Source organism: [Clostridium] saccharolyticum WM1 (assembly GCF_000144625.1).
GTDB classification, from domain to species: Bacteria; Bacillota; Clostridia; order Lachnospirales; family Lachnospiraceae; genus Lacrimispora; species Lacrimispora saccharolytica.
Genome location: NC_014376.1, coordinates 3,214,216 through 3,233,969 on the forward strand (window position 1 = coordinate 3,214,216; position 19,754 = coordinate 3,233,969).

General features: G+C 46.9%; 18 protein-coding genes and 1 pseudogene. 5 read left to right on the forward strand and 14 right to left on the reverse strand.

Annotated elements, in window-relative coordinates; genetic code table 11:
• Positions 1-6 precede the first annotated feature (6 nt).
• The 3 genes from CLOSA_RS14900 to CLOSA_RS14910 are packed head-to-tail and all read left to right on the forward strand — an operon-like array spanning position 7 to position 2,673.
• Positions 7-1,110, forward strand: coding sequence for a branched-chain amino acid ABC transporter permease (locus CLOSA_RS14900; protein WP_013273592.1), 1,104 nt, complete (start codon positions 7-9; stop codon positions 1,108-1,110).
• Positions 1,110-1,976, forward strand: coding sequence for an ABC transporter ATP-binding protein (locus tag CLOSA_RS14905; RefSeq protein WP_013273593.1), 867 nt, complete (start codon positions 1,110-1,112; stop codon positions 1,974-1,976). Before CLOSA_RS14900 ends, CLOSA_RS14905 begins: the two co-directional genes overlap by 1 nt.
• The gene (locus CLOSA_RS14910) at positions 1,963-2,673 is read left to right on the forward strand and encodes an ABC transporter ATP-binding protein (protein ID WP_013273594.1); all 711 of its coding nucleotides are present in this window, start codon (positions 1,963-1,965) and stop codon (positions 2,671-2,673) included. The genes CLOSA_RS14905 and CLOSA_RS14910 overlap by 14 nt, the downstream gene beginning before the upstream one ends.
• 71 nt (positions 2,674-2,744) lie before the next feature.
• On the opposite strand, the gene CLOSA_RS14915 is transcribed toward CLOSA_RS14910, so the two are convergent.
• The 10 genes and pseudogenes from CLOSA_RS14915 to rimP form a co-directional block, all read right to left on the reverse strand.
• Complete coding sequence (locus CLOSA_RS14915) at positions 2,745-3,788, reverse strand: C40 family peptidase (RefSeq protein ID WP_013273595.1); 1,044 nt, start codon at positions 3,786-3,788, stop codon at positions 2,745-2,747.
• A gap of 56 nt (positions 3,789-3,844) precedes the next feature.
• On the reverse strand, positions 3,845-4,798 hold the full coding sequence (gene ribF, locus CLOSA_RS14920; protein ID WP_013273596.1) for a riboflavin biosynthesis protein RibF: 954 nt from the start codon (positions 4,796-4,798) through the stop codon (positions 3,845-3,847).
• A gap of 65 nt (positions 4,799-4,863) precedes the next feature.
• Positions 4,864-5,769 (reverse strand): tRNA pseudouridine(55) synthase TruB, encoded by a 906-nt coding sequence (truB, locus tag CLOSA_RS14925; RefSeq protein ID WP_013273597.1) that lies wholly within the window; start codon positions 5,767-5,769, stop codon positions 4,864-4,866.
• Between the two features lie 12 nt (positions 5,770-5,781).
• Entirely contained in the window at positions 5,782-6,732 is a 951-nt protein-coding gene (locus tag CLOSA_RS14930; protein WP_013273598.1) for a DHH family phosphoesterase, read from the reverse strand.
• 11 nt (positions 6,733-6,743) lie between these two features.
• Complete coding sequence (gene rbfA / locus CLOSA_RS14935; RefSeq protein WP_013273599.1) at positions 6,744-7,106, reverse strand: 30S ribosome-binding factor RbfA; 363 nt, start codon at positions 7,104-7,106, stop codon at positions 6,744-6,746.
• Between the two features lie 87 nt (positions 7,107-7,193).
• Positions 7,194-10,310, reverse strand: a complete 3,117-nt coding sequence (gene infB, locus CLOSA_RS22230) for a translation initiation factor IF-2 (RefSeq protein WP_013273600.1) — start codon at positions 10,308-10,310, stop codon at positions 7,194-7,196.
• 58 nt (positions 10,311-10,368) lie between these two features.
• A pseudogene (locus CLOSA_RS14945) lies at positions 10,369-10,695 on the reverse strand (L7Ae/L30e/S12e/Gadd45 family ribosomal protein); the annotation flags it as partial.
• On the reverse strand, positions 10,688-10,957 hold the full coding sequence (gene rnpM, locus CLOSA_RS14950; RefSeq protein ID WP_013273602.1) for an RNase P modulator RnpM: 270 nt from the start codon (positions 10,955-10,957) through the stop codon (positions 10,688-10,690). The gene rnpM and the pseudogene CLOSA_RS14945, both read right to left, overlap by 8 nt.
• Before the next feature lie 21 nt (positions 10,958-10,978).
• Positions 10,979-12,181, reverse strand: coding sequence for a transcription termination factor NusA (nusA, locus tag CLOSA_RS14955; protein WP_013273603.1), 1,203 nt, complete (start codon positions 12,179-12,181; stop codon positions 10,979-10,981).
• 29 nt (positions 12,182-12,210) lie between these two features.
• The gene (rimP, locus tag CLOSA_RS14960) at positions 12,211-12,678 is read right to left on the reverse strand and encodes a ribosome maturation factor RimP (protein ID WP_013273604.1); all 468 of its coding nucleotides are present in this window, start codon (positions 12,676-12,678) and stop codon (positions 12,211-12,213) included.
• A 458-nt stretch (positions 12,679-13,136) separates the two neighbouring features.
• On the opposite strand from rimP, the gene CLOSA_RS14965 reads away from it, so the two are divergent.
• Together CLOSA_RS14965 and CLOSA_RS14970 are read left to right on the forward strand one after the other, a co-directional pair.
• Entirely contained in the window at positions 13,137-13,904 is a 768-nt protein-coding gene (locus CLOSA_RS14965; RefSeq protein ID WP_013273605.1) for an ABC transporter ATP-binding protein, read from the forward strand.
• Positions 13,897-14,694 carry an ABC transporter permease gene (locus tag CLOSA_RS14970; protein ID WP_013273606.1) on the forward strand — a complete coding sequence of 266 codons (798 nt, stop codon included), beginning with the start codon at positions 13,897-13,899 and terminating at the stop codon, positions 14,692-14,694. Before CLOSA_RS14965 ends, CLOSA_RS14970 begins: the two co-directional genes overlap by 8 nt.
• Positions 14,695-14,873: 179 nt before the next feature.
• Here the strand turns inward: CLOSA_RS14970 and CLOSA_RS14975 are convergent, their stop codons facing one another.
• The 4 genes from CLOSA_RS14975 to CLOSA_RS14990 form a co-directional block, all read right to left on the reverse strand.
• Positions 14,874-15,920 carry a LacI family DNA-binding transcriptional regulator gene (locus CLOSA_RS14975; protein ID WP_013273607.1) on the reverse strand — a complete coding sequence of 349 codons (1,047 nt, stop codon included), beginning with the start codon at positions 15,918-15,920 and terminating at the stop codon, positions 14,874-14,876.
• On the reverse strand, positions 15,917-17,671 hold the full coding sequence (locus CLOSA_RS14980; protein ID WP_013273608.1) for a phospho-sugar mutase: 1,755 nt from the start codon (positions 17,669-17,671) through the stop codon (positions 15,917-15,919). The genes CLOSA_RS14975 and CLOSA_RS14980 overlap by 4 nt, the downstream gene beginning before the upstream one ends.
• A 27-nt stretch (positions 17,672-17,698) precedes the next feature.
• A complete protein-coding gene (locus CLOSA_RS14985; RefSeq protein ID WP_013273609.1) occupies positions 17,699-18,799 on the reverse strand; it encodes a glycoside hydrolase family 130 protein in 1,101 nt (366 codons plus the stop codon).
• Between the two features lie 110 nt (positions 18,800-18,909).
• Complete coding sequence (locus tag CLOSA_RS14990; RefSeq protein WP_013273610.1) at positions 18,910-19,740, reverse strand: carbohydrate ABC transporter permease; 831 nt, start codon at positions 19,738-19,740, stop codon at positions 18,910-18,912.
• Positions 19,741-19,754 lie beyond the last annotated feature (14 nt).

Here is a 19,754-nt window from a genome sequence, read left to right on the forward strand (position 1 = left end):
CCCCTTATGAAGAAAAATGCAGTTTCCAAAAACAAACTTTATACCCTGATCGCTCTCCTGGTCATCATCGGCCTGCTGGCTTTTTTACAGGCTAACAGCTCCCTTTACAGCTATCAGATCTCCATCCTGGAACGAAGCGCCATCTATGCAGTGGTTGCAGTTTCCATGAACTTACTTACGGGTTTCACAGGCTTGTTCTCCTTAGGCCAGGCCGGTTTTATGGCAATCGGAGCCTATACAGTGGCCATCCTTACCATTCCTGTTGACAGCCGGGCCAGCGTTTACTACGTAGGCGGCATTGCTCCTGCCATTGCAAACCTCCACTGTCCCTACTGGCTGGCACTTATTCTTGCAGGGCTTCTTGCGGCAGCCATGGCGGCCCTTATCGGCATCCCGGTTCTCCGGTTAAAAAGCGATTATCTGGCCATTGCGACCCTGGGCTTTTCAGAAATCATCCGGGCGGTTATCGCTGCTCCCCAGTTAGACACCATTACCAACGGCTCTTACGGACTAAAAAGTATCCCTGGTTTTCCCAACCTGTTTGTTGCCTTTGGACTTTGCGCCCTATGCATCCTGTTAATGATCCTTCTTATTAATTCCTCTTACGGGCGGGCGTTTAAGGCTCTCCGGGAGGATGAAGTGGCCGCCCAGGCCATGGGATTGAACTTATTCCGCTACAAGGAACTGGCCTTTGTCATCTCCTCTTTTTTCACAGGCGTAGGCGGAGGACTTTTGGCTATCTTCATGCGTTCCATTGATTCAAAGACCTTTTCCATCAATCTGACCTATGATATCCTTCTGATCGTTGTCCTTGGAGGAATCGGAAGCATTACGGGAAGCGTCATCGGCGCCTTCCTGGTCACCGCAGGAAGGGAATGGCTTCGATTCTTTGATAATCCTCTGGTCATCGGCGGATTTGAAGTTCCTTTGTTCCGCACCGGTTTCCGTATGGTCATCTTTTCTATATTGCTGATGGCGGTGGTTCTCTTCTACCGCCGGGGGATTATGGGCAGCAACGAATTTTCCTGGGAAGGGCTGGGACGGCTGATCCGGCGTATCCCGTCCAAGTGGAAGAAAAAAGGCAAAGCACAGAAGGGAGAAAACGCATAATGTCAAAAGCAGAAGAAACGTCCGTCAATGTGCTTCACATGCAGGACATCACTATGCAGTTCGGCGGCGTTGTGGCTGTAAACGGTCTGACCCTTGACGTAAACCAGGGTGAGATCGTGGCCTTGATCGGCCCCAACGGTGCAGGAAAGACAACTGCATTCAACTGTGTTACCGGTATTTATGAACCTACCTTTGGGCAGGTGGATTTTATGGGAGAAACCATTCTTTCCAATACACCAAAGGGAAAAATGAAGAAAATGTATCTGGGAGAAGTTACTCCAAGACCTGTTCCGGTCATCAGCAGTACGCCGGACAGGATCACGAAAAAGGGAATTGCCCGCACCTTCCAGAACATCCGCCTTTTCGGACAGCTGACCGTATTTGATAATGTTCTCATCGCAAAACATATGCGGGCAAAGCAGAATGTATTTTCCGCTACCCTCCGCCTAAACCGTAAGGAGGAGGATCGGATGCGGGCAGAGACCACCGCCCTTTTAGCAGAACAGAACCTGCTTCACCTAAAGGACGAAATAGCCTCTTCTCTTCCTTATGGTCTTCAAAGGCGTCTGGAAATTGCAAGAGCCCTTGCAACAGAGCCTAAGTTCCTGCTCCTTGACGAGCCGGCCGCAGGCATGAATCCCCAGGAGACCCAGGACTTAACGGATTTTATCAAGCAGATCCGGGATTCCTATCATCTTACCGTTTTCATGATCGAGCACCATATGGATTTAGTCATGCAGATTTCTGACCGCATCTATGTCCTTGATTTCGGCAAACTGATTGCCCAGGGAACACCGGAGGAGATCCAGAACAATGAACGGGTAATCAAAGCATATCTGGGGGTGAGCGACGATGCTGAAGATTGATAATCTGCGGGTGAATTACGGCGGAATTGAAGCCGTTAAGGGAATTTCCTTTGAAGTACCGGATAAAAGCATTGTAACCCTGATCGGGGCCAATGGAGCCGGAAAAAGCACAACCTTAAAGTCCATCGTGGGACTGGTGAAGCCATCGGCAGGAAGCAGCATCACCCTGGATGGAGAAGAACTGATCGGCAAGGATACGCCGGATATCATATCCAAGGGCATTGCCCTTGTTCCGGAAGGCCGTCATGTGTTTCCGGATATGACCGTGATTGAAAATATTAAGATCGGGGCTTATTTGCGAAATGACGATATCAGGGAGGATATCAACTGGGTCTATGATTTGTTTCCCCGGCTGAAAGAAAGGAGCTGGCAGCTTTCCGGCACTCTTTCAGGAGGAGAACAGCAGATGCTGGCAGTTGCCAGAGCCCTTATGAGCCACCCAAAGATCCTCATGATGGATGAACCATCCTTAGGGCTTGCTCCGCTGATCGTAAAGGATATTTTCTCCATTATCCGGGAGATCAACAAAAAAGGGGTGACCGTACTCCTGATTGAACAGAATGCCAATATGGCTCTTCACACGGCCGATATGGGCTATGTACTGGAAACAGGCAGGATCACCATGACAGGATCAGGGAAAATGCTGCTGGCCGATGAGTCGGTAAAAGCAGCTTATCTTGGAAAAAAGAAAAATTAAAAATAAAGGTTGCAGAATGACGCCCCTTAGAAGGGCCGCCTGTCTGCAACCTTTATTTTTGCCTGTCATTGTCACGGAATCACCCGTCGGATGGTGACCGGCTTCCTGTAATTCCAGGAGGAAATTTTAATCCCGCTTCGCCGGTTTGCCGCATGAACGATTTTTCCTTTTCCAATATACATGGCCACATGGTCAATCTGCCTCCCGCTTGCATAGAACAGCAGATCCCCCGGCTCCATGCTGGAAGCTGGAATGGTCTCCCCCTCTTCGGCCTGCTGCCTGGAGGTCCGGTCTAAATGAACTCCTGCGGCATGTTCCATCACATACTGGATGAAACCGGAGCAGTCCGCCCCTGTGTTTGGATTGGTGCCGCCCCACTGGTATGGGTTTCCCACAAACCCGACCGCATAATTGACCACCTGGCTTCGAAGATCACTGCTTTTTTCCGCTTCAGGTATGGTGTATGCGACCGTGGCATTTTCCGGTACATAAGCATAGGCTGTCTGACCCTTATATAGAATCTTTGCCCATCCCTCACAGTGGGAAATAAAAGGATACGTTTCTCCTTCATGAACCCTGCCCAGTACTTCAGAATCCGTATTCGGTTTGCTGCGGACCCGAAGGGTCTCGGTATTTACCCGTAGCAACAGCCTCATATCATAATAGGCAATTGCTCTGGCTTCCTGTCCGGTGGCCAGGTATTTTCCATATACATACCCGGTTACCTGCCCTGACTTTATTTTATACCAGCCATTTTCTTCTGACAGCACAGTGCTGCCGGCATGGTTTTTTAATTTCCCTACGATTTCCGCATCATTCTTTGGTTCTTTCCTGATGTTTAAGGAATCTTCCGCCACACTCACCCCAAGATTCTGGAAGATTAAGTTGAAGGTTCCATACCTCATTTTTTCCTGCGTAAGACCAGCCGTCTCTTTTGACCCCTCCCGTTTCATGGATTCCTGATACTGATCCATATAGACCGAAATTCCAGCTACTGGCGAACCGGTCTTAAGGGAAGGCTCTGATTTTGCGGCCTGTACATCTGCTGTTCCTATCCATACGGCACAACCGCATGTAATAGCAAAGCCCAGTACCTTCCATGCTTTGTCAGTCATATGCACTTTCCTTCGCAAGTTTTTGATTGTAAGTCAGGGGCGTTTATCCCTTTCCCTTACAAATGAGTGATCTGCTGATCTGAAAGGGCCTTTAAATACCGCATCCCGTATTCCCGGTCCTTTCCAATCTGTGCCTTTAATTGCTCCAGCCCTTCAAATTTCCGTTCCGGACGGACGAAATGCAAAAGCTGTACTTCTATAGTCTTTCCATAAATATCCTCGTTTATACCATAAATATAGGTTTCTGCCCCAACAGGTGAAATTCCCTCCACCGTAGGCTTTCTTCCGATGTTGGTAATGCCTCCATAATAAGTACCGTCCACATATACCTTGGACACATACACGCCGAATACGGGAAGGTGCTTCTCCGGCGGAGGTAAGATATTGGCCGTGGGAAATCCAAGGATGGTCCCTCCAATGTGGTTTCCATGGACAACGGTCCCATGGATCGCATAGGGTTCCCCCAAAAGCTCATTGGCCTTTTCCATATTTCCGGCATCCAATTGCTCTCTGATGTAAGTACTGCTGATATCCCGGTGGTCGTCCTGCTCCTTAGGAATAACGATCAGCTCATATCCGTACCGGTTTTTCCACCGGGAAAGGCTGTCAGCATTTCCCGCTCCCTGATAGCCGAAGGAGCAATCCGTGCCTACGACAATGACCCTGGCATTCATCTGGCCGGCCAGAACCTGTCTTACGAATTCTTCCGGCTCCATATGGGCGGTTTCCTCTGTAAAAGGATACTCTATCAAATAATCAATACCGATCTTTTCCAGATTGTTTTTTCTCTCCAGATTGGTAGTAATGGTCTTTTGGGGGCCTCCCTTCATGAGAGCATTGGGAGACATGTCAAAGGTGAGAACCGCCGTCTGATATCCCTTTTCATCCTTTATCTCTCTCATCTTCTTCAATAGCTTCTGGTGGCCTCTGTGGCGTCCGTCGAATTTTCCCAGGGTCACGATTGCAGGCTTATGGATCTGAAATTCCCTGGTTCCGGTTATATATTCCATGCTTCGTTTCCTCTTTCCTGCCCAGCTTCTCAGGGCATCCGGTATCCCTGGAAGGGGTTTATGCCTTAAGTCGTCCCTCCCAAAAATACCTTTTGTGGCTTAAGAAGATTTTTCTCCCTGTCAGGACCGTAAACTCCGATAAACTGGCCTTTACTGTCATATACCCTAACAGGACCGTCCGGCAAACGGGAATCCCCCTCTGCCTGGGATCTGTAAAAGGGATTTCCATTGTGTACCAGCTTATCAAAATCCGGCTTCATCCGGAAGGCCGGATATTCTGAAAACACCTTGTCCACTGCAAGGATGTGATTCTCCAACGTCCCTTCATCCCGAAGCTCCTGGATCCGGGAAAGGGTCAGGCTGTCCTTAAGGTAAAATCCGGAAACCTGAGTGCGGAGAAGGGATTCCATGCACCCTCCGCAGCCGAGCTTTCTGCCAATATCATAACAAAGAGTCCGGATATAGGTTCCTTTGGAGCAAGTCACTGTCATGGTAACCCGCGGAAGTTCCATCCGGTCCACATGAATGTCCAGAATCTCCACAGGCCTGGCCTTCCGCTCCACTTCTTTCCCGGCTCTTGCCAGCTCATAAAGCTTTTTTCCATCCACCTTTAAAGCCGAGTACATAGGCGGTATCTGATCGTAATGACCAAGAAAACTGAGAACCGCTTCCTCTGCCATGGAATCGTCTACCAGAACCGGATATTCTGCCAGTACCGTTCCCGTGGTATCCTGAGTATCGGTTTCTCTGCCTAAAAGCATGACTGCCTCATAGGTTTTTGTCTTATCCGTCAACATATCACAAAGCCTGGTCGCCTTTCCCAGGCATACGGGAAGTACTCCCTCTGCCATTGGATCCAGGGTTCCTGTATGGCCGATTTTTTTCTGCTTTAAAATACCTCTCATTTTCGCCACGACGTCATGAGAGGTAAATCCTTGTTCCTTGTATACATTAATGATGCCGTCTGCCATTGCCCGTATCTCCTAGTTAAGCTGTTTTACAATCTGATTTGACAGATTATTGATTACGTCATGAACACTTCCTGTCATGGTGCAGCCGGCTGCCTTTTTATGACCGCCTCCGCCGAAATAAACGGCGATTTTGCTCACATCAAGATCCGTGGTGGAACGCAGGCTCACTTTGTACTCCCTGCAGGAGGTTTCATACATGAATATGGCACATACCACTCCCTCTGTGATCCGGAGATGATCAATGACTCCATCCATATCTGCACCGGTTACTCCGTAAAAATCCATATCCTTTTTGCTTACGGCACTGAAAATACACTGGCCGTTATGAAAGGTTATGCTCTCCAGTAACGCTCTGCCCAGGATCTGGTTCTGAATATAGGTCTTCCGGTAAAAGCTGTCGTCGATGATCTTTGGAAAATCAATTCCCTTTTCCATCAGCCTTCCTGCGATCTCCATGGTTTTTCTTGAGGTACAGTCATATTTAAACACCCCGGTATCGTGGATGATACCGGTATAAATGCATTCCGCCACTTCCCGGCTGATTCTGCTTTCATCAAGCAGGCCGTATAGTACCTCACAGGTGGAACTGGCATCATCCTGTACAATATTTTTTATCGCATATCTTAGATTAGTAACGTGATGATCCACGCAGAGGCTCTTTTTTGCGGTAGTTAAGAACTTTAATGCCTCTCCGAACCGAAGGGTATCGCTGCTGTCAAGGCAAAGGCAGAGGTCATATTCCTTATTCTCTGAAAAATCGCTGACAATGCGGTCAAAATTTCTGAGATAGTTGAATTTAGCAGGGGGAGTCTCAAGATAAACCACAGCTTCCACTTCCGGGTGATGCTCTTCCAGGTAGTTGTATGCCGCCAGACAGGAACCAACGCAGTCCCCGTCCGGGCGGACATGGCCAATGATTGCTACTGTTTTTACATCTTCCAGCATTTCGTCAAAAAAACTCACAGGGCACCTCCCTATTCTCTGATATCTTTTGTTACCTCGTCGATCAATCTGGACATATTTACTCCATACTCAATGGACTGATCCAGAATAAATTTGATTTCCGGCGTGTTGCGAAGGTTTACTCTCCTGGCCAGTTCACGGCGGATATAACCTTCTGCACTTTTTAATCCTTCAATGGTAGCCTTTCCGGCTTCCTCATCTCCCAGAATACTGATAAATGCCTTGCAGTATTTTAAATCCGGGGTAACCTGAGCGGAGACCACGGTGGTCATGGGATGGATTCTTGGGTCTTTAATTTCCAGACGAATGATATCGCTTAACTCCCTCTGGACTTCCATATTGATTCTTGTATTCTTTATACTGTTTTTACGCATGTCATTCCTTTCGCTTTTTGTCCGCTGTTTCAAAAAGACCAGCCCGCATTGACGGGCTCATCTTCTTAAAATGCCGGAGGCAGGTTCCTAGCGCGGAACCTCCACCATAGCATATGCTTCGATCATATCATCTTCCTGGATATCATTAAACTTCTCAAATACAAGACCGCATTCATAGCCTGTTGCAACTTCCTTCACATCATCCTTGAATCTCTTTAAGGAAGCCAGAGGGCCTTCATAGATCTTTTCACCGGCACGAGTAATGCGTACGCTGCAGCCTCTCTGGAACTTGCCATCCATTACGTAGGAACCGGCTATGGTACCCACACCGGAAGCTTTAAAGGTCTGGCGCACAATTGCGTGGCCGATGATCTTCTCTTCAAATACAGGATCAAGCATGCCCTTCATGGCCGCTTCCACATCCTCAATGGCCTGGTAGATTACCTTGTAAAGCCTCATATCCACCTTTTCCCGGTCCGCTATGGATTTTGCGGTCACATCAGGCCTTACGTTAAAGCCAATGATAATGGCATTAGACGCGGAAGCCAGGGATACGTCGGATTCATTGATGGCGCCCACGCCTCCGTGGATTACCTTTACCATAACCTCTTCATTGGACAGCTTTACAAGACTCTGTTTTACCGCTTCCACGGAACCCTGCACATCTGCTTTCACGATAATTGGAAGTTCCTTGATGTTGCCGGCCTTAATCTGACTGAATAAATCATCCAGTGATAACTTAGCTTTTGTATCTTCCAGTAATTTATTCTTTCCTTCGGAAATAAATGTCTCAGCAAAGCTTCTTGCTTCTTTCTCATGCTCGGTTCCAACTAAAACTTCGCCTGCATTCGGAACATCGTTAAGTCCTAAAATCTCAACCGGTGTGGATGGACCAGCCTCTTTTACCCTGCGGCCCTTGTCATCCATCATAGCACGGACTTTTCCGTAGCAGGAGCCTGCTGCAACCGTATCACCTACGTGAAGAGTTCCCTTCTGTACCAGAACGGTAGCAACCGGTCCCTTGCCCTTATCAAGCTCAGCCTCGATGATCAGACCTCTTGCCCGGCGGTCCGGATTTGCCTTTAATTCTTTTACTTCTGCAGTAAGAAGAATCATTTCCAGAAGCTCTTTAATTCCTTCTTTTGTATGTGCGGATACCGGAACAAAGACAGTGCTACCGCCCCAGTCTTCAGGAATCAGCTCATATTCAGATAATTCCTGCTTTACCCTGTCAATGTTGGCGCTTGGCTTATCGATCTTATTGATCGCTACAATGATCTCCACCTCGGCTGCCTTGGCATGGTTAATCGCCTCAACGGTCTGAGGCATCACGCCGTCATCGGCGGCTACTACAAGAATCGCGATATCGGTAGACTGTGCGCCTCTCATACGCATGGCAGTAAATGCCTCGTGTCCTGGAGTATCCAAAAATGTGATTTTCTCTCCGTTTACCTCAACGGTGTAGGCACCAATATGCTGCGTGATTCCGCCTGCCTCTCTGGAGGTTACATTGGTCTGACGGATTGCATCAAGAAGTGAGGTTTTACCATGGTCAACATGACCCATAACACATACTACCGGAGGTCTGGAAACCATATCCTCCACGTTCTCCTCTGCCTCTTTTAACAGTTCTTCAATAACATCTACTTTGATTTCCTTCTCACAAAGGACATCATATCCCATGGCGATCTCTTCCGCCTGGTCAAAGTCAATTTCCGTATTCAGGGTAACGATTTTCCCTTGTAAAAACAGCTTCTTTACGATGGCGGACGGCTGTAGCTTCATCTTTTCAGCCAGTTCCTTAATGGTCAGAATATCAGGAAGAGTGATGGTTTTTATCTCTTCTACCTTAGGCTCTGTATGCACCGGAGGCTGCACCGGTACCTTTAACGGCTTTCCACCCTTGACCTGTGCCCTTTTTTTGGCCTCGTCATCTTTATCTCTCTTATCAAATCTGTCATTTTTATAAGCATTCTTTGTGGCTCGGTTGCTGGTAGGCTTTGCCTGGATGGGGGTATCAAAGGAACCTGTCTTCTGACCGGAATCTCTGCCTGTACGTGGTCCCTGCGGTCTTGCACCGCGGCTGTCACCGTCACGTCCATCACGGTTGCCCTGATAGCCTCCCTGGGGCCTTCCGTCACGATTTCCCTGGTAGCCTCCCTGGCCCTGGGGTCTTCCGTCACGGTTTCCCTGGTAGCCTCCCTGGCCCTGGGGTCTTCCGTCACGGTTTCCCTGATAACCTCCCTGGCCCTGGGGTCTTCCGTCACGGTTTCCCTGGTAGCCTCCCTGACCCTGGGGCCTTCCGTCACGGTTTCCCTGGTAACCTCCCTGACCCTGGGGCCTTCCGTCACGGTTTCCCTGGTAGCCTCCCTGGCCCTGGGGTCTTCCGTCACGGTTTCCCTGGTAGCCTCCCTGGCCCTGGGGTCTTCCGTCACGGTTTCCCTGGTAGCCTCCCTGGCCCTGGGGTCTTCCGTCACGGTTTCCCTGGTAGCCTCCCTGGCCCTGGGGCCTTCCGTCGCGGTTTCCCTGGTAGCCTCCCTGGCCCTGGGGTCTTCCGTCACGGTTTCCCTGATAACCTCCCTGGCCCTGGGGTCTTCCGTCACGGTTTCCCTGATAACCTCCCTGGCCCTGGGGTCTTCCGTCACGGTTTCCCTGATAACCTCCCTGGCCCTGGGGTCTTCCGTCACGGTTGTCACGGTTTCCCTGGTAGCCTCCCTGAGGTCTGTTTCCACGGTTATCACGGTTTCCCTGATAGCCTCCCTGAGGTCTTCCGCCTTCCCCGCTGTTTGTATTCATCTCTCTTGTCATCTCAGCATTTCCTGATAAGGACTGCTCTGTCACCTGCCGGTTTCTCGTCATCTGATCTCTTGACCCTCCGTTTGGTCCGGAAGCCTGGGGAGGTCTTCCGTCTCTTCCCTTCTGCTGCTGGGAATGCTGCCCCTGAGGCTTCATCTGGGCGTTCTGCGGTCTGAATACCGCTGCAATCTTTTTCTTGGGTGCCTCGGACTCATCCCCATCCGGTGCATCAGAATGTACCGGTGATGTTCCCCGGCTGTGGCCTCCCACCTCTTTTTTCACGATTGCCGCCTGTTCATCCGAAATGTTGGAAGAACTTTTTAAATTTATATTATGCTTTTCCAAGATATCCAGTATTTCCTTACTACTGTCTTTTCCCAGTTCTTTTGCCAGATCATATACTCTCATGCTTTCCTCCATTCTGTGCGCGCTCTGCAGCACATACCGGTAGATGTGAAAGGTCCTTTTCACACTCACTACCGACCTTTGTATTCATCAGTTTCACGACTGCCTTTGCAAACCCATGATCCACAATCGCAAGGGATGCCCTCATCTCCTTGCCCATAGCGTGGCCCAGTTCATCCTTTTCCCCGAAAAAATAAATTGGAACTTCATAGTAAGTACACATATTGGCAAACATCTTCTTGGTATTATCTGAGGCTTGCTCAGAAACAATTACCAGCGATGCTTTCCCGGCTTTTACGGACTTTTCCGTCATGTATTCTCCGCTTGCAGTCTTTCCTGCTTTTGTGGCCAGACCTATCAGATTAAGGATCTTTTGTCTGTCATCCAAACTGCTCCATCTCCTTTTCCAACGCCTCGTACACTTCTTTTGGAATCGACATCTTGAAGGAGCGTTCAAGCCCCTTGCTTTTTACTGCCTTCTTAAAACACTCTATAGAAGGGCAGAGATAAGCACCACGCCCGTTTTTCCGTCCGGTCGCATCAAGTAGGATCTCATCCTCTGAAGTCTTCAGAATACGAATCATCTCTTTTTTATTTTTCATCTCACCACAGCCGATACACTGTCTGAGCGGTATTTTCTTTGTACTCACGTTTCCATCACTTCCTGTTTATTATTCCTGATAGTCACCAGCCAAGTCTTCTTCCTGGTAGTCGTCCTGATAATCTTCCTGGTAGTACTGCGTTTCGCTGCTTCCATTCTCCTGGAATTCATTTCCGTAACCTTCATATCCGGCACCTGAATCCTGATAATCAAGCCCCAGCTCTTCAAATAATCCAAGCTCCCTTGCCTGGGTCTCACTCTTAATATCGATCTTATATCCTGTAAGACGGGCTGCCAGCCTTGCATTCTGTCCTTCCTTTCCTATGGCCAGTGATAACTGGTAATCAGGAACAATGACCTGTGCTTCCTTTGACACCTCATCTGCAACAACACAGATGACCTTTGCAGGGCTTAATGCATTTTCTATCAGATAGGCCGGGTTATCATCCCAGTTGATAATATCAATTTTTTCTCCTCTCAGCTCATTCACGATGGAATTGACTCTTGCTCCGTTTAAACCAACGCATGCACCTACAGGATCCACGTTGGCATCATTGGATTTCACCGCAATCTTTGTTCTGGATCCTGCTTCTCTTGCGATGGCCTTGATTTCTACGGTTCCGTCCTTTACCTCAGCAACCTCGGATTCAAACAGGCGCTTAACAAGATCCGGATGAGTTCTGGATACGGAAATTCTCGGTCCTTTGGGAGTATCCTTTACTTCCAGAACGAAAACCTTGATCCTCTCAGTGGCCTTAAATACCTCACCTTTTACCATCTCTGTTTCGTTAAGGATTGCATCTACCTTGCCTAAATTAATGCTGACATTTCTCCCCAAATACCTCTGTACGATTCCTGTGACAACTTCCCTTTCCTGGCAGTACCAGTCATTAAAAAGAGATTTTCTGCCTTCCTCACGGATCTTTTGCAAAATTACGTTTTTTGCATTCTGTGTTGCAATTCTTCCAAACTTTTTGGAGTCAATCGGACAATGGATCACATCACCGACGTCGTACTTCGGATCTGTCATCTTTGCCTCTGCAAGACTGATCTGCAGTAGGGGATCTTCAACTGTTTCCACCACTTCTTTTTCCGCAAATACATTGAAATCACAGGTTTCACGATTGATGCTGACCTTGATATTATCCGCTTTCCCGAAGTGGTTCTTGCACGCCGTAAGGAGAGAATTTTCGATCGCCTCTAACAGGGTATCCTTGCTGATATTATTCTCCTTTTCCAGAATATTCAGTGCTTCTAACAGTTCCTTATTCATTTTTTTATCCTCCTAATATCTCTTACTGTTTAGAAATCAAATGCCAGCCGGATCAATGCGATTTCCGGGCGGTTCAACACAAGCTCTATTCCGTCTTCCTGGGTAATGGTCACAGTTTCCCTGTCATAGGATGTAAGCGTTCCTGTAAAATCCTTTTGTTTGTTCAATGGCTTATACAGCTTGATATCCACTTCTTTTCCAATGCTTCTATTAAAATCCTTATCTTTTTTCAGCGGTCTTCCAAGTCCTGGAGAACTGACCTCCAGAATATAACTGTCCGCAATAAAATCCTTTTCATCCAGCCAGTCTCCCAGCCTGCGGCTTATGGTTTCACAGTCATCTACCGTAATTCCGCCTTCTTTATCTATATAAGCACGCAGGTACCAGCTTCCCGCCTCTTTTACGTATTCAACATCAACCAGTTCAAAATGATTCTCTTTCATAAGAGGCAGCAAAAAGCCTTCTGTCTTTGCCTCATACTCTTCTTTCTTTGCCATTCTTCTCCCACCTTTCCGAACAAATTGAAAAAGTGGACTTACGCCCACTCTTTATCGCCAAACTGTCATGTTATCGTAGACAGTATAACACCGTTTTTTCTCCATTGCAAGGGGTTTTTCTTATTTTTCCAGCTTTTCTGCCATATATTCTGCCATATTCGCTGACTTTTCCTGCTGCCGGATTGAAAATCAGCCTATTATAGAAGGATACGAATATCACTACAAAAGCGGAACATTGCTTCCTATGAAAAAGCGGATGCATCTGATCCATGCCGGACAGGCCTAGCCAGGGTCTGTGTTATGAGGGGAATGGTGTCAGTTACTGGAGCCTGGCTTTGGAAAGCACTCGCTATGGAACAATCAATGTCCAGGAATGGAAGGCAAGGTTCTTCACACTCCTTTTTTTTGTACATATCATAACACTATACCAGATCAAATCTGTCAAATAAGGAGGACCCATGAAGCCAAAACTGGAAGTTCGCGGGATCAGTTACTCCTATCATTCCCTTGAGGGTGAGACACTGGCCCTTTCCAATATATCATTTACTGCTGATAACGGGGAATTCCTTGCGATTGTCGGCCCATCCGGCTGCGGGAAATCAACCCTTTTATCTCTTCTTAGCGGATTACTGACACCTGACGAAGGAGAAATCTGCATAGACGGCGTTTCTCAGGCGGAATCCGGCGTCAATATCGGATACATGCTGCAGCGGGATCATCTTTTTGAGTGGCGTACCATTATGGGAAATGCCGAGCTGGGGTTGGAAATTCAGAAAAAACGAAACAAAAGCTCCAGAGAAAAGCTGCATCAGATGCTCCATACTTACGGCCTAGGCAGCTTTGAGCAGGCGAAGCCGTCTGAACTTTCCGGAGGCATGCGGCAGCGTGCCGCACTGGTCCGCACCCTTGCCCTGGAACCGGACCTTCTTTTATTAGATGAACCATTTTCCGCATTGGACTATCAAACCAGGCTTTCTGTTTGTGATGACATCAGTTCCATCATAAAAAGTACTCATAAAACTGCGATTCTCATCACCCATGACCTTTCCGAAGCCATCAGTGTTGCAGACAGGGTCATCGTACTGACAAGCCGGCCGGGCAGAATCAAAGCAATTATACCTATTTCCTTTGGAAAAGACGATATACGACCTCTGACACGCCGGAACATGCCGGAGTTTTCCGTTTACTTTAACCAGGTATGGAAGGAGCTGCAGAACCATGATTGAGACTCATCCCACCTTAGCCCAACAGGAATTTATTGAAAAGGAAAAGCTGCACCGCCGCAACGTCCGGACGTGGCGCTTTATGCTGCTGGTACTTCTTCTTTCCTTATGGGAGCTGTGTGCAAGACTGGGCATGATCAATGACTTTATATTCAGCTCTCCTTCCCGTGTGACAACCTGTTTTCTTAATATGGTAATAGATAAAAGTATTTTTATGCACATCGGGGTAACTGTAATGGAAACCCTCATAAGTTTTTCCCTGGTCACCATCTCCGGCCTGCTGATTGCTGTCCTCTTATGGTCCAGCCGCAGCGTTTCGGAAGTATTGGAGCCTTACCTTGTCATGCTAAACAGCCTTCCAAAATCTGCCCTTGCCCCCATCTTAATTGTATGGCTGGGTAATAACATTAAGACTATTATTGTGGCTTCCATTTCAGTAGCCGTTTTTGGATGCATTATGACACTTCATACCGGATTTACCCAAATAGATCCAGATATGATCAAGCTCATCTATTCCCTGGGGGGAAAGAAAAAGGATGTGCTTTTTAAGGTTTTGCTGCCCGGTTCCGTACCTCTCATCATCAGCAATACAAAGGTCAATATCGGGCTATGCCTGGTGGGCGTTATTATTGGGGAATTTCTTGCGGCAAATAAGGGACTTGGATATTTGATTATCTATGGCAGCCAGGTATTCCAAATGGACCTGGTAGTCATGAGCATCGTGATCCTGTGCATTGTGTCTGCGATTTTGTATCAGGGGATTTCCCTGTTGGAAAAGAAGATTAGGTTTTAACTTATTATAGATAAAAGGAGCTTTCACAGGATCGTGCTGTAAAAGTTCCTTTTATCCATAACCTACTTTCCCCTATTTTCTTGATTTTACCTGAAATTACATTGGCTCATTAACACATTCGGGAATCTATGTTCTTTAATCTGTTCAGCCATTTTACAGAATAAACACTTTGAATGAAGTCAAGATCGGTGGAGATCTGTCACTTTTACCGTTTCACGCTCTACCAGGTTCACGCCTATGACGGTATTTTCCGACAAGGCATCCATATGATTCAACCGGTAAATCAGCCTTTGGACGACCCTTTTTCCCATAATCTCTTTATTTACATTAATAGTCGTCAGCTTCGGCCTTATTTTCTCACACATATCTATATTATCAAATCCAACGATGGATATATCTTCCGGAATCGTATATCCCAGTGCCTGTAGAGCCATTATGAGGGCCAATGCCGCCCTATCATTAGAGCATACAAAAACCTCCGGTAAACATTCTTTCTTTTTCACCAGCTCAATAATCTGTTTATTATAGTTATTTAAAACTGCGGTTTCAATCCCATCGAAAATGGAATACTTATGGGTATATTCCGTTAGATGATCTTTGATATCAGGAGGCCCCAGGGTCCGCAGGGCCTCCTGATATCCCCAGAATCTCTCTTTAATACTCAGGGAATAAGACAGCTCTCCAAAGAAACCAATCTTCTTAAATCCCTTTTGAAGAAGGTATTTCACCACAACGAAACCACCTAGTTTATTATCCGTCAGGACACTGTCGATGTTTTTAACCAATGACGCATGATCAGCTAATACCATAGGAATCTTATATTTCTGCAATGCGTCAATGTTGCTGTCACTGATTTTACCAATGATAATAATGCCGCTTCCCCTCCGTTCCAAGATCATCTTGGGGATTTCCATCCGATTATCATTGAAAAAGTTCATGGATACATCGTATCCGTTACGCTTCGCTTCCTCTACAACTGCATATAGAATGATCCCATAGAAGTTCATATCCTTGGAATACTGGTCCTGCATCATAACACACAGATTGGTTTTTTCATACGTTCTTAAATACTTCTCTTTATCATCCAGATACCCCAAATCATCTGCCGTACGGAGAATCTTTAGCCTCATCTTCTCACTGACTCCCGGCTTGTTGTTAAGAGCAAGGGATACTGCATTTATAGATACCCCATGTATATCAGCAATATCCTTCATCGTTGGTCTCATACCAATTCCTCCCTGCAAGATGGGTGACCGCAGTTTTTATAGGTTTCCACCCAGAGATCGCATTGGGAAACAAGCTCCTTCATGACCAGTGCCGCTTCCTCCCTGCCCCGCCTCTTTACCATAAGGTACAGCTTCAGCTTTGGTTCTGTGCCGGATGGACGAATGATGATTCTGCTTCCATCCTCCAGGATCAGGGAAACAACCTTGCTCTTTGGAAGTCCGGTATGGTCCACGAGATAATCCGTACGGTCCTTTATGATTGCTCCGGGAAAGACCTGGCCGCTTTTTCTCACATCTTCCATAAATTTTTCCATAACTCTGCTTCCTCCGACCCCTGCACATTCATAGGATAACATCCGGTTCTCATAATGTCCATAGAATGAATATAACTCTTCCAGTGCCTGAAGAAGATTTCTTTTCCGGCTCTTATGAAATGCCGCCATCTCACATACAAGGACAGCCCCATTTACGCCATCTTTGTCCCGGACATAAGTCCCGGACAGATATCCGCAGCTCTCCTCAAATCCAAAAATAAAACGTTCTTCCTCTTTCTTCTCTTCCAGAAATCCGATTTGCTCTCCGATGAATTTAAATCCTGTAAGAACATTTTTCAATTCCACCTGATAATTCTTTGCAATGTCTTCAGCCATGGGTGTGGTGACAATGGTCTTCACCGCTACAGGCTGCAGTGGCATCCGGCTCTGCCGTGTTCTCCAGCCGCAGATATAATCAAACAGCAGGACGCCGATTTCATTTCCTGTAAATAACCGTTTTTTTCCGTCTTCCGTCACGATTCCAACGCCTACTCTGTCACAGTCCGGATCTGTTGCCAGAAAAAAGTCCGCCTGTTCTTCTTCCGCCTCCTTGGCTGCAAGTTCCATGGCTGTCTCAATCTCCGGATTGGGATACGGGCAGGTAGGAAAGTTGCCGTCCGGCAATTCCTGTTCTTTTACCGTGAGAACTTCTATGTTGGGATATTTTTTAAGAGCTGTTCTGACAGGGATATTACCGGTTCCGTTGAGAGGGCTGTAAACAACTTTAAGAGGCACCGGTTCCATGGCGGTACAAGCCTTTCTAACAGCGCACTGGTAGGAATCCTCCGCCTCTTGGCCTATGAATTCAATCCTCTTTTTATTCAAATAGCAGTCAAAGACACTGTCCATATAATCGGGTTCATTGTAACCGGAGCCGCCATAATAACAGCTTTGGTTTTCCATAAAATATGGTTCCTTCTCTATGTAACCCGCCACTTTTTCGGCACCATCCACGGTTAGCTGGCCGCCATCCGGCCCATAGACTTTAAACCCATTATATACTCCAGGATTATGGCTTGCGGTGATAACAATCCCACCGCTGCATCCATAATACCTCACTCCATAGGAAAGCATGGGTGTCGGTGTAATCTTCTGATAGAGGTATACCTTTACACCTTTTTCTGCCAACTCGCAGGCGGTCAACCGGGCAAAGGTTTCACTCATATTCCGGCTGTCATAGGCGATGGCACAGGAGGGATTCTCAGCCGTCTTTAGCAGATAAGCTGCAAAGCCTCTGGCAGCTCTGGCAACCGTATACACATTCATCCGGTTGGTTCCGGCTCCAAGCTTTCCCCGGAGTCCGCCGGTGCCAAAGGCCAAATCCCAGGCAAACCGCTCCTCAAGCTCCGGTTCCTTACAAACAGAAAGCTCCTCTCTCAGCGATTTATCCAGCTCTTTATATGTAATCCATTCCCTATACTTCACCTTCCAACTCATACAGAGCTCCTCTCCATGATCCGCACATTACCGGATGCCCAAATGTCTGTAAATATCCGTCAGGCTGATTTCTGCCATGCAGATGCTGTCATCTGCCGCGCCATAATAGATTTTCAAATTCCCAGCCTCATAGATGCAGCCGCAGGTGAATACTACCTGACCGAAGAAACCATTCACTTCATAATCCATCTCTGGCTCCAATAAAGGCTGCTGTGATTTGGCCAGAATTTTTTCCGGATTCTTCCCGTCCAGAAGAAAAGCCCCAAGACAATACCGGTTGTTCCGGTCAGCCGCGTGATAAATTTTAAGCCAGCCTTTTTCCGTTTTGACCGGAGGTGCACCTCCTCCGATCCTGCCATTTTCCCAACCTTCCTCAGAAACCCCATAAAAGTGCTTGTGTCCTCCCCAATGAATCATATCCGGTGATTTGGATAACCAGATATCCGGCGTTCCAATTCCCTTTGGTACCGGCCGATTGAATGCATAGTAATCCTCTCCCACCTTTTCCGGAAAAATGGCAACGTCTTTATTTTCAGGGAGAAACAGGATTCCCTTTCTTTCAAATTTCTCAAAATCTTTTGTGGTAATGAGTGCGGTGGCCGCTCCATTGGGAGATACGGCCGTATAGTTGATATAGTATACCTCCCCGATCTGGGTGATCCTGGGATCCTCCATTCCCCAACTTTCCTCATTTGCATTTGGCATAATTGTCGGCTTGTCATCCAGGGCAAAGTGTATCCCATCCTTTGATCTTGCCAGACGCAGGTGAGACAATGTGGTTAAATATACCACGCTGCTGTTTCCGTCTCTTCCTTTGGTAATGGTCCTTGCATCATCAAAACACAGCTGTGGATGTTCCGATTTCTTAATGGTAATGGTTCTAAAAAAACTTTCATGATCTTTTTCTTCTACTATTGGGAAGCAGATCTCATCTTCCGCTTTGCTCTCCACAGCTTCCGCCACACGGCATAACAGGACATACTCATCCTTGTATTTTGCTGCACCGCAGTTAAATATTCCCTTTACCACAAAGTTCTCACAGGATGGCGTTACATCTTCTGTTTTGAGCAGAGGATTATGGGTACACCTCTTTATTCCGATTTCCTGAACCATAGTTTTATTATTCATTCGTTTTCCATTACATATTGCAGTTTTTATGCAATACAGCCACAATCTTCCAGTTGAAAGAACGTATTGTGACATTCCTTTCTTAACTGATTTTCTTTCAACCATTCTGCTTACTTCAGCATAAAATTAATTCCTTCTTTAAAATACTTTGAGAAGCATAAAAACAAAATAATAACCGGAAGAGTCAACATGACAGAGGCAGCATACATGGGCCCCGGCAAGGTTGAGTTCTGATTAAACTGGGTGGATATCATAACATTTAAGGTCTGCATTTTTACATCCGGTGCTACCAGCATATCCCACATCAGCTCATTCCATCTGGTCATAAATACAGATAAAAATACAATGATGCTAATGGACTTGGTGGAAGGCAGCGCTATCTTCATCAGTATTTTCATATCACTTGCTCCGTCAATTTTCGCCGCCTCAAATACTGCGGAAGGGACTGTCTTAAAATAATTGATGTACATAAAGATTCCCCATATGGAAATGACGAGAGGAAGAATCATTCCCAGGTAATGGTTAGCCAGAGGCCTGATCAGCATATACCTTGGTACTAGCAGAATGATGACCGGGAAAAACATCTGAAATAATAAGGAAGAATAAATGATGCTCTTGCCCTTATATTTCATATGTGTGGTCGCATAACCGGTCATAAGGCCAACCCATACGGAAACTGCCGATGTGGGAATTGATACGAGGAAAGAATTCATTAAGGCACGGATCCACTTAAGCGCATCTCCGGACCCAGATCCCTTTCCGCCCAGCAGATACCGGTAGCTATCCAGGGAAACCCCTTTGGGTACCAGAGCCTTATCCACCATATTCCAGGGCAAAAAGGATTGGAGCACCATATAGTAATACGGAAACAGAGATATCAGCATCAAAACCAGCGTGACCATACAGATGATGACCGTAGACACTTTCACTTTCTTTTTCATCGTTTTTCACCTCC